This is a genomic window from Microbacterium sp. Z10_103, from assembly GCF_058310455.1.
This window is the reverse complement of record NZ_JBZEGK010000001.1, coordinates 831,310-846,748: the sequence shown is the minus strand read 5'-3', so window position 1 is coordinate 846,748 and position 15,439 is coordinate 831,310. Positions and strand designations below refer to the sequence as shown.

The following is a 15,439-nucleotide window of genomic DNA, read 5'->3' as shown; positions in this document are numbered from 1 at the left end:
TCTCAGTCGCGCAGCGCCGCACCGAAGCGCTCGGCCGCGACGGCGACGCCGGCAAGCTTCGCCTCGGTAGCCTCGGCGGAGGTGAGCGTGCGGTCGGGTGCGCGGAAGCGCAGCGCGAACGTCAGGCTCTTGCCGCCCTCGGGCAGGCCCGGGCCGCGGTAGTCGTCGACGAGGTGCAGCGACTCCAGCAGCTCACCCGCCCCCTCGACGATCGCCGCACGCACATCGGCGGCGGGCACCGCACCATCCACCACCAGCGACACGTCCTGCGTGGCGGCAGGGTAGCCGGAGAGGGATGCGGCGACGACGCGGTCACCCGCGACCTGGAGCAGCGCATCGAGGTTCAGCTCGGCCACGAGGACGCGCCCGGGCAGGTCGGACTTCTCGGCGACGGCCGGGAGCAGCTCCCCCACATATCCGACCTCGACGCCGCCCACTGTCAGCACGCCGGCTCGCCCCGGATGCAACGCCGCACGCTGGGACTGCGCGACGTCGATGTGCACCCCGGCGGCCGCCGCGATCGTACGGACCGCGTCGAGGGCGTCGGCCAGGTCGAACGGCGCCACCGGCTGGCCCGGCTGCTTGGCGATCCGGTTGCCGGTGAGGAGCACCGCGACATGGCGCGGCTGCGGCGGAATCGCCGCATCCAACTCCGCAAGCGTCTCCGGGTCGGGCCGCTCGGCCGGAACCGGAACGCTCGCGGTGCCGTAGTCGATGCCCGGCTCGGGCAGGAAGACGACCCCGCTCTCGAACAACGCCAAGTCGGTGAACCCGCGCGAGACATTGCGGTGCGCCACCTGCAGAAGCCCCGGGATCAGCGACCGGCGGAGGAACGGGTTCTGCCCGTCGAGGGGGTTGGCGAGCTGGATGCTCGGCAGGTCTGCTCCGGACGCCGACCCGTGCAGGTCGTTCTGCTCCTCCGTGGTGAAGCCGAACGACAGGGTCTCGACGTACCCTGCGGCAGCCAGCGCGTTCGCCACCCGGCGCCGGCCCTGTTGCGCCGGCGTGAAACCGCGTCCGGACGGCGGGATGGGCAGCTTCGACGGAATACGGTCGTAGCCGGTGATCCGGGCGACCTCCTCGGCGAGGGTCCATTTGTCCGTCAGATCGGGCCGCCACGACGGCGGGATCACGATCCACGAGCCGGGCGCTTCGGCGGCTTCGGTCACCTCGCAGCCGATGGTCTCCAGCGCACCGATGATCTCGGCATCGGTGTACTCCACGCCGATGAGCCCCGGAACGAACGGGCGCGGCAACTCGATCGCCTCGACGAACACCTCGGTGAACAGGGCTCCGCCGGTCTCGGTGTCGAGGGTTCCGCCGGCGTGCTCGACCATCAGGTCGGCCACGCGGCGTGCCGCCACGAACGGGATGAGGGGGTCGACGCCGCGTTCGAAGCGGCGGGATGCCTCGGAGGGGAGCTTGTGGCGACGCGCCGTCCGGGCGATCGTCACGGGGTCGAAGATCGCCGCTTCGATGAGCACGTTGCGGGTCTCGTCGCTCATCTCGGTGGCGCCGCCGCCCATGACGCCGGCCAGGCCGATGGGGCCGGACTCGTCGGTGATCAGCAGGTCTTCTTCGCTGAGGGAGCGTTCCTTGCCGTCGAGCGTCGTGAGCTTCTCCCCGGCCTGAGCGCGGCGCACGGTGATGCCGCCGGTGAGAGTGTCGAGGTCGTACCCGTGGATCGGGTTGCCGAGCTCGAGCATGACGTAGTTGGTGATGTCGATGAGCACCCCGAGAGACCGGATCCCGGCCAGCGTCAGCCGCGACACCATCCACGGCGGCGTGGGACGGGTGGGGTCGACGCCGCGCACGATGCGCACGACGAATTCGCTGGCGCCGACCCGGCCGCGGATGGGAGCGTCGTCGACGACCGAGACGGAGAATCCGCCGGTGGGCTGCTCGAGCTCCTCGAACGGGCGGTCGCCGGGGTCACGGAAGCTCGCCCCGGTGGCGTGCCCGTACTCGCGGGCAACGCCCCGCAGGCTCAGGGCGTAGCCGCGGTCGGGGGTCACGTTGATCTCGACCGCCACGTCGTCGAGGCCGAGGAGGGCGATCGCGTCGGTGCCGACCTCGGGATCGAGCCCCAGTTCGGTCAGGCGCAGGATGCCGCTGTGCTCGTCGCCCAGCCCCAGCTCCTTGGCCGAGGCGATCATGCCGTCCGAGACATGCCCGTAGGTCTTCCGGGCGGCGATCGGGAACGGACCCGGCAGGACGGCACCCGGGAGGGTCACGACGACCTTGTCGCCGGCGAAGAAGTTGCTCGCGCCGCAGACGATCCCGCGTACGCCGCCGTTCGATGGGCCGACATCCACCTGGCACCAGCGAATGGTCTTGCCGTTGGACTGCGGCTCCTCGACGACGTCGAGCACCTGTCCGACGACGATCGGACCGGTCAGCTCGAAGCGGTGGACATCCTCCTCTTCGAATCCGACGGAGACGAGCGAGGCGAGGATGTCTTCGGGTGTGGCGTCGGCAGGAACATCGACGTACTCGCGCAGCCACGCGATGGGAACGCGCATCAGACCACCATCCCGAACTGCTCGCTGAAGCGGACATCGCCCTCGGCCATGTCGCGCATGTCCTGCACGTCGGAGCGGAACATCAGCGTCCGCTCGAAGCCCATCCCGAACGCGAAGCCGGAGTAGACCTCCGGGTCGATGCCCGCGGCGCGCAGCACGTTCGGGTTGACCATGCCGCATCCGCCCCACTCGATCCATCGTGCGCCGCCCTTGAAGGTGGGATGCCACAGATCGAACTCGGCGGAGGGCTCGGTGAAGGGGAAGTAGTTCGCGCGCATACGGGTCTTCGCCTCGGCGCCGAACAGCTGGCGGGCGATGTGGTCGAGCGTGCCGCGCAGGTGCGCCATGGTGATGCCCTCATCGACGACGAGGCCCTCGAACTGGCTGAAGACGGGCAGGTGCGTGGCATCGAACTCGTCGGTGCGGAAGACCCGGCCGGGCGACACGATGTAGATCGGGAGGTCGCGGGTGAGCATGGAACGCATCTGGACGGGGCTCGTCTGCGTGCGCAGCAGCAGGTGGCGGGCGACCGGGTCGACGTAGAAGGTGTCCTGCATCTGACGGGCCGGGTGGTCGGCGTCGAGGTTCAAGGCATCGAAGTTGTACCACTCGTGCTCGAGTTCCGGACCTTCCACGATCTCCCAGCCCATGCCGACGAAGATGTCGCTGACGTGGTCCTGCAGGAGGGTGAGCGGATGCCGCGACCCGACGCGAGCACGCTGCGGCAGCGCCGTGATGTCCACACGTTCCGCCTCCAGCTGCGCGGCGGTCTCCGCCTCCGCCAGCGCGGCCTCACGGGCCGCGAGCGCCTGGTTCACACGGCCACGCGCCTGGCCGACGAGCTTGCCGAAGGTGGCTTTGTTCTCCGGGGCGACATCGCGCAGGCGGGCGTTCAGCCGTGCGAGCGGTGACCCTTCGCCGGAGTGCGCCGCGCGGACGGCCTTGAGCTCGGCGGTGGTGGAGGCGGCGTCGATGGCCGCCAGGGCGGCGTCGACCGCCGCTTGCACGGCGTCGGGGGTGATCTCGGGTGCGTCAGACACGAGAGTCGAGTCTACCGACGGGCGCGTGCCGCCCCGTTCGTGCGTGTCAGAACCCGCCGCCGCTGGTCCCGTCGTGCTTGCCGAGCCCACGCTGCGCGACGATGAGCTCGGTGTCGGTGACTTCCTGCATCGGCTGATGGGCGCCCGCGACGGTTGCCACCCTCGGCGAGCGCCGGAGCCGCTTCTCGGCCAGTGTCGCCACGCCCGACAGCGCGAGACACAGCGCGATGTAGATGGCGCCGACCACGATCGTCGCGGGGATGATCGGGGAGCCGATGCTCGCCTGTGAGCCGAGGAACTTGGCGTAGAACAGCAGCTCCGGGTAGGTGATGATGAACCCGAGCGCGGTGTCTTTGAGCGTGACCACCAGCTGGGCGATGATGACCGGCAGCATCGCCCGGATCGCCTGCGGAAGCAGGACGAGGCGCATGACCCCGGACTTGCGCAGGCCGATCGCGTAGCCGGCCTCCTTCTGCCCGCGCGGCAGCGACTCCACGCCGGCGCGGAAGACCTCCGCGAGCACCGATCCGTTGTAGGCGATGAGCGCGATGACCACGGCCCAGTAGGGCTCCATGCGCACCCCGATCACCGGGAGGCCGTAGTACAGCAGGAACATGAAGACGAGCACGGGCACCGCCCGCAGCAGCTCGATCACGACCGTGAACGGCACGCGCACCCACGCGTGATCGGAGAGGCGCCCGATCGCGAGCACGAAGCCCAGGATGAGGGCCCCGACCGCGGCGGTGCCGAAGGCGGCGAGCGTGCGCATGGTCGCCTGACCGATGTTGATCCACACGTTGGTGTACGTGAATGCCGACCACTTCTGCGCCGTGAACTGGCCGGTGGCGGCGAGCCGCCACACGAAGAAGCTGATGACGGCCACGACGACGACGATCGTCAGCACGCCCAAGACGCGGTTGCGCGCCATCGCGCGCGGACCGGGGACGTCGTACAGGACGCTGCTCATCGCGCGATCCTCCAGCGGTTCTCGAGCGTGCGCTGCACCCAGGACAGCACGAGCACCAGCACGATGAAGATGACCATGACCCACAGGATCGTGACGAACTGGTTCTCGCCGCGCTCACTCAGGTAGTTCCGGATGGATCCGAGGTTGATGACGGAGAAGCCCGCCGCCACGGTGGTGTTCTTCAGCAGGGCGATGAACACGCTCATCAGGGGCGGGATGACGGAGCGGAAGGCCTGCGGCATGACGACGCTGCCCATCACCTGCCCGAAGGTCAGCCCCAGCGCGCGAGCGGCCTCGGCCTGGCCGACGGGCACGGTGTTGATGCCGGAACGGATGGTCTCCGCCACATACGTCGCGGTGTACACACCCAAGGCGCAGATCGCGAGCGTCACCGAGACCGACTGCGTCAGGCGAAGACCGAGCAGCGGCGGGAGGGCGAAGGAGAAGGCGAAGAAGACGAGCGTGAGCGGCGTGTTCCGGATGGTGTTGACGTAGAGGGTGCCCACCGCCCGCGCCACCGGGATCGGGGACACACGCATCGCGCCGACGATGGTGCCCAGGACGAGCGCGAGCGCACCTCCGGCCACGAACAGCAAGAGGGTACCCAGGAGGAACGTCCACCACAGGTCGAGGTTGTCGGTGATGACACCCACGCGCGATCCTTTCCGCAAACGGCCGGAGAAGGGGGCGGCGCAGGTGCGCCGCCCCGGGAACTCACTGGTCGACGGCGGGCTGTTCGCCCTCGATGCCGGCGGGTGCGAGGTGCTCTTCGAACAGAGCGGTCCACACGTCGCCGCCGTCGGTGAACAGGGCGTTGATGTGCTCCTTCAGCGCCGTGTCGCCCTTCTCCAGGCCCACGCCGTAGCGCTCCTCGCTGAAGGGATCGCCGGCGATCTTGAGGGCGTCAGGCTCCAGCGCGACGTAGCCGGCGAGGATCGCCTCATCCGTCGTGATCGCATCGACCGAGCCGGCCTTCAGCTGCTCGACGCACTGCGAGTAGGTGTCGTACTCGACGGCGTCACCGGGGTTGTACTCGTCTCGGATGCGCTGGAGCGGGGTGGAGCCGGTCACCGAGCAGACGATCTTGCCCGCGAGGTCGTCTGGGCCGGTGATGTCCTCGTTGTCGGCGGCGACCAGCAGACCCTGACCGGTGATGAAGTACGGGCCGGCGAAGTCGATCTGCTCCTTGCGCGAGTCGGTGATCGAGTAGGTGCCGACGTAGTAGTCGATATCGCCGTTCACGATCGCCTGCTCGCGGTTCGCGGAGGGGATCGTCTGGTACTCGATCTGGCTCTCGTCGAAGCCCAGGGATGCGGCGATCCAGCGCGCGATGTCCACGTCGAAGCCGGTGCGGTCACCCGAGGCGGCGTCCTCGTAGCCGAGGCCGGGCTGGTCGTTCTTGACGCCGACGACGACGCCGTCCCGCTCGACCATCCGGTCGTACGTGGGGCTGCCTTCCAGGTCGACCTCGGTGGCGACCTCCCACAAAGCTTCGGTTCCAGCCGTTTCCTCTCCCCCGCCTCCCGAGCCGCCGGAGGGCGAGCCGCTGTTGCAGGCGCTGAGGGTGAGCATGGCGACGGCGGCCAGGCCGACGCCGGTGAGGATGCGGGACTTTCGCATGTCAGGACTCCTTGGGGGATGTGCTGTGGATGGGGGTCAGTGCGTGATGAGTTTGGAGAGGAAGTCCTTGGCGCGGTCGGACCGAGGGGAGGTGAAGAAGCCCTCCGGCTGCTGCTCCTCGACGATGAGACCGTCGGCCATGAACACGACGCGGTCCGCTGCCTTGCGGGCGAAGCCCATCTCGTGCGTCACGACGATCATGGTCATGCCCTCACGGGCAAGGCCGACCATGACGTCCAGGACCTCGTTGATCATCTCGGGGTCCAGCGCGCTGGTCGGCTCGTCGAAGAGCATGAGCTTCGGATGCATCGCGAGGGCCCGCGCGATCGCGACGCGCTGCTGCTGCCCACCGGACAGCTGCGCGGGGAGCTTGTTCGCCTGCGCGTCCACCCCCACCCGCTCCAGAAGCTCATGGGCCTCGCGCTCGGCGTCGGCCTTCTTCATGCCGCGCACCTTGATGGGGCCGAGCGTGATGTTCTGGAGGATCGTCAGATGCGCGAACAGGTTGAACGACTGGAAGACCATGCCGACATCCGCCCGCAACTGCGCGAGAGCCTTCCCCTCTTTGGGCAGCTCCTTGCCGTCGATCGAGATCGTGCCGGACGTGATCGTCTCCAGCCGGTTGATCGCGCGGCACAGCGTCGACTTGCCCGAACCCGACGGACCGATGACGACGACCACTTCACCGCGGCCCACGGTGAGGTTGATGTCTTTCAGCGCCTGGAATTCGCCGTAGTGCTTCTGCACATCCGCGAGCACGACGAGCGGATCGCCTGTGGCACGGGAGTCGGGGGTCACCATAATCACACCCTAGGAGCGCCGTGCACGCCGACCAAGGATCGACGCCCGCCTTTATCGACTTGTAACAGGGCCGCCGGCGCCGGACGCCTCGCCCGCGCGCTGCGCGAACGCGGTTTCGTACAGGCACACACTCGCCGCCGTCGCGAGGTTCAGCGACTCGGCGCGACCGTAGATCGGGAGGCGCAGAGCCAGGTCCGCCTGCGCGAGCGCGCTTTCTTCCAGTCCGTGCGCCTCGTTGCCGAACAGCCATGCGGTCGGGTCCGACAGTGCCGCCCGGGAGGCCAGGAAGTCCGTGCCACCGACATCGGCTGCCACCACGCGCATGCCGGCGGCGTGGGCACGCTCGACGGCCGCCTCCAGCTCCACTCCGACCACGATGGGAAGGTGGAACAGCGAGCCCGTGCTCGAGCGCACCACCTTCGGGTTGTACGGGTCGACCGTCCGCCCGGTGAGGATTACCGCATCCGCGCCCGCAGCATCAGCCGCGCGGATGATCGTGCCGAGGTTGCCCGGGTCGCGGACCTCTTCGCAGATCGCGACGAGGCGCGGAGAATCCGAGAAGACGTCCTTCATCGCCGTCGGCGACTGCTGGGCCACGGCCACGATGCCCTGCGGTGTGACCGTATCGGCCATCGCATCCAGCACGTCCTCGGTCGTGAACTCGACCTCGATGCCGGCGGCGCGCGCGGCGTCCCGGACGTCGCCGTGCCGCTCCATCGCGGACGGGGTGGCGAACAGCTCCAGCACGGTGGCCGGCACGTAGGCGAGGGCCTCGCGGGCAGCCTGCGGACCTTCGAGGAGGAAGAGCCCCGTCTCCTGGCGCGCGCTGCGCTTACTCAGTTTCGCAACCGCGCGAACGCGCGGCGAGCGGGGATTTTCCAGCACGTTCTCAGTCTATGGGCCCCGACGCTCGGCACCGGGCACCGGGGAGCCACGACACGGAGACAAACGAAAGGGGCGCCCTCCGAAGAGGGCGCCCCACGATCGTGGAAGCGGCGATTACGCGGTCTTCGCGGCGTTGACGTCGCCGGGCAGGGCGTTCTTCGCGGTCGCGACGAGCGAGGCGAACGTCGCCGGCTCGTTCACCGCGAGCTCCGCCAGCATGCGACGGTCGACCTGCACACCCGCCAGGCCGAGGCCCTGGATGAAGCGGTTGTACGTGATGCCGTTCGCACGGGCAGCCGCGTTGATGCGCTGGATCCAGAGGCGGCGGAAGTCGCCCTTGCGCTTGCGCCGGTCACGGTAGGCGTAGACGAGGGAGTGGGTGACCTGCTCCTTCGCCTTGCGGTACAGGCGCGAACGCTGCCCGCGGTAACCGGATGCGCGCTCGAGGATGACGCGACGCTTCTTGTGGGCGTTGACGGCCCGCTTGACTCTAGCCATTTCTTCTATTTCCTAACGTGCGTCGGCGCTCAGATGCCGAGGAGCTTCTTGGCGACCTTGGCGTCACCCTTGGCGAGGACCTGGTCCTGCGACAGGCGGCGGGTGCGCTTGGTGGCCTTGCCCTCGAGGTTGTGGCGGAGGTTCGCCTGCTGCTTCATGATCTTTCCGCTGCCGGTGACCTTGAAACGCTTCTTGGCACCCGAGTGGGTCTTCTGCTTCGGCATGTCTCTTCCTTCGTTGTGGTTCCCGCCCGGGCGGGGAGTGGTGGGGGCCTATTCGGCCGAGGCCTGGGTGGGCCGAGCCTCTTCGGCCGTGTCCTCGTCGTCGGGGTGCCCGTCGCCACGGGCGGCCGCACGCGCGGCTTCCCTGTTGGCGGTGCGCTGAGCGTTCTGCTCGGCCTTGGCCTCGGACTTGTTCTTGTGCGGCGCCACGACCATCACCATGTTGCGCCCGTCGATCGTCGGGCTGGATTCGACCGTGCCGAACTCCGCGACGTCTTCGGCGAACTTGCGCAGCAGACGGACGCCCTGCTCGGGACGGGACTGCTCGCGGCCGCGGAACAAGATCATGGCTTTGACCTTGTCGCCGGCCTGCAGGAAGCCCTCGGCGCGCTTCAGTTTGGTTATGTAGTCGTGTGCCTCGATCTTCAGACGGAACCGGACCTCCTTGAGGACGGTGTTCGCCTGGTTGCGACGCGCTTCCTTGGCCTTCTGCGCAGCCTCGTACTTGAACTTGCCGTAGTCCATGATCTTGACCACGGGCGGCTTCGAGTTCGGGGCTACCTCGACGAGATCGAGGTCGGCCTCTTGGGCCAGGCGCAGCGCCACCTCGATGCGGACGACGCCGACCTGCTCACCCGCGGGACCGACGAGGCGGACCTCGGGGACGCGAATGCGGTCGTTGGTGCGGGGATCGCTGATACGGAACTCCTCTTCTGGGTAGTCAGCCACCACGCCGCGGATGCGGCGGGAGCGGAAGAGGAATGCACGCCACCCGGCTCGACGCTTTCAGCGCCGGCTTCTCGCACCCGAACAACCCCGACGAGCGGGGCGGAGTGCGTGGACCCGGTAGCCTGGAACGGCGAACGGGTGGGATGGAATCCTCTTACGTCCGAAGCAGAACGCTCCGGAGCCCGCACAAGTCTACCAGAGAGAAGCACGTGACCTCGATCCCCGGCAGCGACCCCATCCCCGACCCGCACGTCGAGCGTCTCGCTCGCTGGGAAGAACAGGAGCGGGCCTCCTCATCCGCGTCCCGCGACATCGCTGACGTGCCGGCCGTCGAGGTCATCACCACCACCGCGGTGCACCTGCTGAGCGCCGCCGCCGTGAAGGTCGGCCTGGCGGATGACCCGGAAACCCAGACCGACCTGGACGAGGCCCGCAAGATCATCAACGCTCTCGCCGGCCTCATCACCGCGGGCGCGCCGGAGATCAGCGACATGCACGCCCGCTCGCTGCGCGACGGACTTCGCTCCGTACAGCTCGCCTTCCGTGAGGCCTCCGTCATCCCCGATCCGATCGGCAAGGGGCCGGGCGAGAAGTGGACGGGACCCGTCACCTGACCCGGGCTGGGCCCGTCGCTCCGGTCCTCGCTTCGGGCTCCGTGCCCCGGAAAACGAGGGCATCACGGAAATCGAGGATCGATCGAGCCCAAGGGGTCCTCGATCCGCGAGATGTCCTCGATTTCCGGGTCGCGTTCGGAAATTTTCCGGGCCCGCTCGCCCACGTCGCCGCTTGGTCGCGAGCGAGGCTCAGCGGGCGAGGCGACGTGACGTGCCCCGGAAAACGAGGAGATCACCGAAATCGAGGATCGATCGAGCCCAAGGGGTCCTCGATCCGCGAGATCTCCTCGATTTCCGTGAGCGGCTGCGGGTGCGTGAGCGGCTACGGGTAGGGAGCGGCTACGCGGAACGGTGGAGCTTGACCGTCAGAGAATCCACGAGCACGGCGATGCGGTCATCGGCCGCCCAGCGGCGGGCGACCCGCGCGAGCACCGCGTCCAGTTCCTCCTGGTCCAGGCCGTGCATGAGCTGGAGGTGCACGATGAGGTCGGGACCACGCAACTGTGCGGACGGATCGCCCGGCTCGACCGCGAGGTCGAGCACCGCCAGCTCCCCCGAAATGCTCTGCTGCAGCCCGGTGAAGACGTCCGCGGACAGGTGGCTCGGTTCCCACGGGATACCCTGACCGATCGCCCACACCGCGGGGCGACGGAGCACGAACTCCGTCTCGGACCCCGGATCGATCACGATCAGGTCGGTGTCGTCGGATGCTGCGGCGAGGGCCGTACGCACTCCCTCGGCGGGGACGGGGCGTGCCGCCGCATCCCACCGCCCCATCGCGTCGACCGAGGTGAAGACCGGGAGCACCTTGCGACCGTCGGGCGCGCCGACGGTCACGATCGACAGCTCCTGGGTCTTGTCCACGGTCAACCCGGTGGGTCCGACCCCCTCGTCGCCCTTCTCTGCGATGAGCGGGATCAGGAGGCGCGCGTGCCGGTAGGCCTCGACCACGGCCACCGCGTCGGCGTCTCCGGCCCGGAAACCCTGCAAGGCCGCGAGGAGCGCGGGGTCTGCCGATCCGTCGTCGCCGGAGTGCGGGTTCGCCTCGAAATGGCGGCCCTCCCAGGGCACGCCCGCGGAGTCAGCGCCGGAGTCCGGCGACATCCAGCGCCTCGGCCAGCGTGAAGGCCCCCGCATACAGCGCCTTGCCTATGATCGCGCCCTCGACGCCGAGGGGGACGAGTTCCCGCAGAGCGACGATGTCGTCGAGGCTCGACACTCCCCCGGATGCCACGATCGGCTTGGGGGTCCGCGAGGTCATCTCGCGCAGGAGCTCCAGGTTCGGTCCGCGTAGTGTGCCGTCCTTGGTGACATCGGTGACGACGTAGCGGCTGCAGCCGGCGTTCTCCAGCCGGTCGAGCACGGTCCACAGGTCGCCGCCATCCCGCGTCCATCCACGCGCAGCCAGGGTCGTCCCCCGGACGTCCAGGCCCACCGCGATGACATCGCCGTAGCGGCTGATGACATCCGCCGCCCACTCCGGGTTCTCCAGGGCGGCGGTGCCGAGGTTGATCCGCGCGGCACCGCTCTCCAAAGCCGTCTCGAGCGAACGGTCGTCGCGGATGCCGCCGGACAGCTCGACCTGCACGCCGCGCACCTGCTTGATGACCTTGCGGAGTATCCCGCCGTTGCTCCCGCGGCCGAACGCTGCATCCAGGTCGACGAGGTGGATCCATCGCGCGCCCTGCCGGGCCCACTCACCGGCGGCTTCAACCGGGTCGCCGTAGGACGTCTCGCTTCCGGCCTCCCCCTGGGTCAGCCGTACCGCCTTTCCGCCGGCGATGTCGACGGCGGGCAGCAGGATCAGCTCGGGACTTGACGCGAAATCGTTCATGGCTCCTCGTGCGAACGGACGGCGGGCGCCGGGGCTGGGCACAAGCTCAGAGAGTAGCCCCGCCGAGGCCGCCGATCCAATTGGACAGCAGCTTGATACCGGCCTCGCCCGATTTCTCGGGGTGGAATTGCGTCGCTGCGAGCGGACCGTTCTCCACCGCCGCGAGGAACGGCGTGCCGTACGTGCACCAGGTGAGGGCCGGTGAGGGGAACGGCGGCAGAACTTCCAGATTCCACTGCTGCGCCGCGAAGGAGTGCACGAAATAGAACCGCTCGGACTCGAGACCGGCGAACAGGCGCGAGCCTTTGCCCGCCTCGACGGTGTTCCACCCCATGTGCGGCAGCACCGGAGCATCCAGTTCGGTGACCACTCCCGGCCACTGCCCGAGCCCCTCCGTATCGACCCCGCGTTCCACCCCACGGCCGAAGAGCACCTGCATACCCACGCAGATTCCCAGAACCGGACGGCCACCGGCCAGACGGCGCTCGATGAGCTCGTCACCGCGGCTCTCCCGCAGTGCCTCCATGACGGCGTGGAAGGCCCCGACTCCGGGGACGACCAGACCGTCGGCGTCGCGGATGAGTCCGGCGTCCTTCGTCAGGCGCGCATCGGCTCCGGCCGCAGCGAGAGCCTTCACAGCGGAGTGGATGTTGCCCGAGCCGTAGTCCAGGACGGCGACGAGCGGCTTATCGCTCACAGAGCGCCCTTGGTGCTGGGGATGCCGTCGACCATCGGATCGAGCGACTTCGCCTGCCGGAACGCACGCGCGAATGCCTTGTACTCGGCCTCGGCGATGTGGTGCGCGTCGCGGCCCTCGAGCACGCGGATGTGTACGGTCAAGCCGGCGTGGAACGCGATCGCCTCGAACGTGTGCCGCACGAGCGAACCGGTGAAGTGCCCGCCGATGAGGTGGAATTCGAAGCCGGCCGGTTCACCGACGTGCACGAGGTAGGGCCGGCCGCTGATGTCGACGACAGCCTGCACGAGCGCCTCATCGAGCGGCACGAGGGCGTCGCCGAACCGGGTGATGCCCGACTTGTCGCCGAGGGCGTCACGGATCGCGTCACCGAGCACGATGGCCACGTCCTCCACGGTGTGGTGCGCGTCGATGTGCGTGTCGCCGGTCGCGCGCACCGTGAGATCGATCAGGGCGTGCTTGGCGAACGCCGTCAGGAGGTGGTCGTAGAAAGGCACACTCGTCGAGATGGAGCTGCGCCCCGAGCCGTCGAGGTCGAGTTCGATCTCCACGGAGGACTCGCTCGTGGCACGTCGCAGGGTCGCGGTGCGGGGCGCGCCAGTTCCGGTCATACCTTCGATCCTATCGAGGCCAGGGCATCGAGGAACGAGGTGGACTCCTCCTCCGTCCCGGCAGTCACGCGCAGCGAGTGCGGGATACCGACGTCGCGGATGAGGACACCGCGGTCATAAAGCGCCTTCCACGTGGCAGCAGGGTCATCCACCCCGCCGAAAAGGACGAAGTTCGTCGACGACTCGTAGGGCGTGTAGCCCAACGCCGAGAGGGTGGCCCCGATGCGATCGCGCTGGCTGATGATGTCCTCGACCATGCCGAGCATCGTGGAGGCATGCCCCAGGGCGGTCACCGCCGCCGCTTGCGTGAGGGCGCTGAGGTGGTAGGGCAAGCGCACGAGCCGCAGGGCGTCCACGAAGGCCGGATCCGCCGCCAGGTAACCGACCCGGGCGCCGGCGAACGCGAACGCCTTGCTCATCGTGCGCGAGACCACCAGCCGTTCGCGACCCGGGAGAAGGGTGAGCGCCGAACGCTCGTCCCGCGGCGCGAACTCGTGGTAGGCCTCATCCACGATCACGATGCCGTCGGTGGCGTCATACACGGCGGAGATGACGTCCAACCCCATCGGCGTTCCGGTGGGGTTGTTGGGCGCGCAGAGGAACACGACATCCGGCTGAACCTGCGCGACCTGCGCGGCCGCGGATTCCGGTGAGAGCGTGAAGTCGTGCGCCCGTTCGCCCGCCACCCACCGCGCTCCGGTGCCCCGGGTCAGGAGGGGATACATCGAGTACGTCGGCGCGAAGCTGAACGCCGTGCGGCCGGGACCGGCGAAGGCCTGCAGGATGTGCTGCAGCACCTCGTTGGATCCGTTGCCCGCCCAGATCTGATCGGGGGTGAGTCCGTGGCCGAGGTACTCCGCGAACGCCTCACGAAGAGCCGTGAACTCCCGGTCGGGGTACCGGTTCACGTCCCGCAGCGCTCGGGCGATCGAGTCGAGGATGTCATCGGCCACTTCTTGCGGCACGGGATGTGTGTTCTCGTTGACGTTCAAGGCGATCGGCAGCGCGGCCTGGGGGGCACCGTACGGCACCAATCCGCGCAAATCGTCGCGTAGCGGGAGGTCGTCCAACCGGATCGTCATTCTCCCCATGCTACGGCGAGCTGATCGGGCTACGGGGTGGCGGCGAACTCTGTAGGGATCGCCAGGCGCTGGCCGGCCGACACCGTCGAGGAGTCCAGCATGTTCAGCCGCGAGATCGCGTCGACGACGTCACGCGTGTCGGCATCGGGGGCGACGTCCTGGGCGATGGACCACAGCGACTCCCCAGACATCACCGTGATCTCGGTGAACGTCCCTGCCGGCGCTCCCCCGTCACCCGAGGCGAGGGCGGACCCGCCGGCGAGGGCGGCCCACGTGATCGCCAGCACGGCGGGAAGTGCGGCCAGGGACGCCAGCACACGGCGACCACGCGCGGTGAGGCGCAGGCGGGTGGTGGGGGCGACGCTCGCGATGGTGGCCATGGCTCCTCCTTTGGGGGAAGGTTCGCATCCAGCACTCGGCCGGGAGGGCAAGATGCGAACCTGTCTTCCGAATCTATCTTCGATATACTTCGCGTGTCAACCAACGCCTGATCGGACATGGATCGGAGGCGACACGCGGAGCGCAGCGACATCCGAAGCCCGATACCGGATACGGTTTCGACGACGGAAGACCATCACGGACCTCCGACATTCGAAGACCGGTGCCATGGCGGGCCCGGGAGGGAGCAGGAGAATGACCGACGCGACCGCTCGAGAGAAGCCGCAGACGCGCCGACGCAAGAGCCTCAGCGACAAGCAGCTCGCGATCCTCGAAGTCATCCAGAGATCCATCGCCCGGCACGGCTACCCGCCGAGCATGCGCGAGATCGGCGACGCCGTCGGGCTCAAGTCGCTCTCCAGCGTCACGCACCAGCTCAACCAGCTGGAGCTGAGCGGATACCTCCGTCGCGACCCCGGCAAGACCCGGGCCATGGAGGTGCTGATCGATCTGCCGGGCACGGCGGCGGAGAATCCGGCCGACGCCGGCCCGTCGGTCGGCGACGCCGCGCTCGTGCCGCTGGTGGGCCGCATCGCGGCCGGTGTGCCGATCACCGCCGATCAGCACGTCGAGGAGATCTTCCCGCTCCCCCGCCAGCTCGTGGGCAAGGGCGACCTCTTCATGCTGAAGGTGTCGGGCGAGTCGATGATCGACGCTGCGATCTGCGACGGCGATTGGGTCGTCATCCGCTCACAGGCCACTGCGGAGAACGGCGAGATCGTCGCGGCGATGCTCGACGGCGAGGCCACGGTCAAGACCTTCCGCCGCCGCGACGGCCACACCTGGCTGCTCCCGCGCAACTCCGCCTTCGAGCCGATCCTCGGCGACGAGGCGGTCGTTCTGGGCCGCGTCGTGGCGGTGCTGCGCGCCGTCTAACCCC

Annotated in this window: 18 protein-coding genes; 2 read left to right on the top strand and 16 right to left on the bottom strand. The window is 68.7% G+C overall.

From position 1 onward, the window contains the following. Positions 1-2: 2 nt before the first annotated feature. The 10 genes from pheT to infC form a co-directional block, all read right to left on the bottom strand. Positions 3-2,522 carry a phenylalanine--tRNA ligase subunit beta gene (gene pheT / locus AC4FS2_RS03865; RefSeq protein ID WP_491153357.1) on the bottom strand — a complete coding sequence of 840 codons (2,520 nt, stop codon included), beginning with the start codon at positions 2,520-2,522 and terminating at the stop codon, positions 3-5. Continuing rightward, a complete protein-coding gene (pheS, locus tag AC4FS2_RS03860; protein WP_491153358.1) occupies positions 2,522-3,562 on the bottom strand; it encodes a phenylalanine--tRNA ligase subunit alpha in 1,041 nt (346 codons plus the stop codon). The genes pheT and pheS overlap by 1 nt, the downstream gene beginning before the upstream one ends. A 46-nt stretch (positions 3,563-3,608) precedes the next feature. Continuing rightward, entirely contained in the window at positions 3,609-4,529 is a 921-nt protein-coding gene (locus AC4FS2_RS03855; protein WP_491153359.1) for an amino acid ABC transporter permease, read from the bottom strand. Further along, positions 4,526-5,182: an amino acid ABC transporter permease gene (locus AC4FS2_RS03850; RefSeq protein WP_491153360.1), complete on the bottom strand. Its 657-nt coding sequence runs from the start codon at positions 5,180-5,182 to the stop codon at positions 4,526-4,528. Before AC4FS2_RS03850 ends, AC4FS2_RS03855 begins: the two co-directional genes overlap by 4 nt. A gap of 61 nt (positions 5,183-5,243) precedes the next feature. Next, positions 5,244-6,149, bottom strand: a complete 906-nt coding sequence (locus tag AC4FS2_RS03845; protein WP_491153361.1) for a glutamate ABC transporter substrate-binding protein — start codon at positions 6,147-6,149, stop codon at positions 5,244-5,246. A 36-nt stretch (positions 6,150-6,185) separates the two neighbouring features. Beyond that, positions 6,186-6,950 (bottom strand): amino acid ABC transporter ATP-binding protein, encoded by a 765-nt coding sequence (locus AC4FS2_RS03840; protein ID WP_491153362.1) that lies wholly within the window; start codon positions 6,948-6,950, stop codon positions 6,186-6,188. 51 nt (positions 6,951-7,001) lie between these two features. Then, entirely contained in the window at positions 7,002-7,835 is an 834-nt protein-coding gene (locus AC4FS2_RS03835; protein WP_491153363.1) for a TrmH family RNA methyltransferase, read from the bottom strand. Positions 7,836-7,949: 114 nt separating this feature from the next. Continuing rightward, positions 7,950-8,333, bottom strand: a complete 384-nt coding sequence (gene rplT / locus AC4FS2_RS03830) for a 50S ribosomal protein L20 (RefSeq protein WP_484509641.1) — start codon at positions 8,331-8,333, stop codon at positions 7,950-7,952. Between the two features lie 29 nt (positions 8,334-8,362). Continuing rightward, positions 8,363-8,557, bottom strand: a complete 195-nt coding sequence (gene rpmI, locus AC4FS2_RS03825) for a 50S ribosomal protein L35 (protein WP_491153365.1) — start codon at positions 8,555-8,557, stop codon at positions 8,363-8,365. A gap of 48 nt (positions 8,558-8,605) precedes the next feature. Beyond that, entirely contained in the window at positions 8,606-9,283 is a 678-nt protein-coding gene (infC, locus tag AC4FS2_RS03820) for a translation initiation factor IF-3 (RefSeq protein WP_491153367.1), read from the bottom strand. A 209-nt stretch (positions 9,284-9,492) separates the two neighbouring features. Here infC and AC4FS2_RS03815 point away from each other — a divergent pair, with 209 nt between their 5' ends. Beyond that, positions 9,493-9,897 carry a DUF1844 domain-containing protein gene (locus AC4FS2_RS03815; RefSeq protein WP_491153369.1) on the top strand — a complete coding sequence of 135 codons (405 nt, stop codon included), beginning with the start codon at positions 9,493-9,495 and terminating at the stop codon, positions 9,895-9,897. Positions 9,898-10,236: 339 nt separating this feature from the next. Here AC4FS2_RS03815 and AC4FS2_RS03810 read toward each other — a convergent pair whose 3' ends face one another. The 6 genes from AC4FS2_RS03810 to AC4FS2_RS03785 are packed head-to-tail and all read right to left on the bottom strand — an operon-like array spanning position 10,237 to position 14,501. Then, positions 10,237-11,001 carry an SseB family protein gene (locus AC4FS2_RS03810; protein WP_491153370.1) on the bottom strand — a complete coding sequence of 255 codons (765 nt, stop codon included), beginning with the start codon at positions 10,999-11,001 and terminating at the stop codon, positions 10,237-10,239. Next, entirely contained in the window at positions 10,979-11,731 is a 753-nt protein-coding gene (gene priA / locus AC4FS2_RS03805; RefSeq protein WP_491153371.1) for a bifunctional 1-(5-phosphoribosyl)-5-((5-phosphoribosylamino)methylideneamino)imidazole-4-carboxamide isomerase/phosphoribosylanthranilate isomerase PriA, read from the bottom strand. The genes AC4FS2_RS03810 and priA overlap by 23 nt, the downstream gene beginning before the upstream one ends. Before the next feature lie 46 nt (positions 11,732-11,777). Continuing rightward, a complete protein-coding gene (gene hisH, locus AC4FS2_RS03800) occupies positions 11,778-12,428 on the bottom strand; it encodes an imidazole glycerol phosphate synthase subunit HisH (protein ID WP_491153373.1) in 651 nt (216 codons plus the stop codon). Continuing rightward, entirely contained in the window at positions 12,425-13,039 is a 615-nt protein-coding gene (hisB, locus tag AC4FS2_RS03795) for an imidazoleglycerol-phosphate dehydratase HisB (protein ID WP_491153375.1), read from the bottom strand. Before hisB ends, hisH begins: the two co-directional genes overlap by 4 nt. Continuing rightward, positions 13,036-14,121 carry a histidinol-phosphate transaminase gene (locus AC4FS2_RS03790; RefSeq protein WP_491153377.1) on the bottom strand — a complete coding sequence of 362 codons (1,086 nt, stop codon included), beginning with the start codon at positions 14,119-14,121 and terminating at the stop codon, positions 13,036-13,038. Before AC4FS2_RS03790 ends, hisB begins: the two co-directional genes overlap by 4 nt. Positions 14,122-14,150: 29 nt before the next feature. Beyond that, entirely contained in the window at positions 14,151-14,501 is a 351-nt protein-coding gene (locus AC4FS2_RS03785) for a LysM peptidoglycan-binding domain-containing protein (protein WP_491153380.1), read from the bottom strand. 253 nt (positions 14,502-14,754) lie between these two features. On the opposite strand from AC4FS2_RS03785, the gene lexA reads away from it, so the two are divergent. After that, a complete protein-coding gene (gene lexA, locus AC4FS2_RS03780) occupies positions 14,755-15,435 on the top strand; it encodes a transcriptional repressor LexA (RefSeq protein ID WP_491153382.1) in 681 nt (226 codons plus the stop codon). Positions 15,436-15,439: the final 4 nt, after the last annotated feature.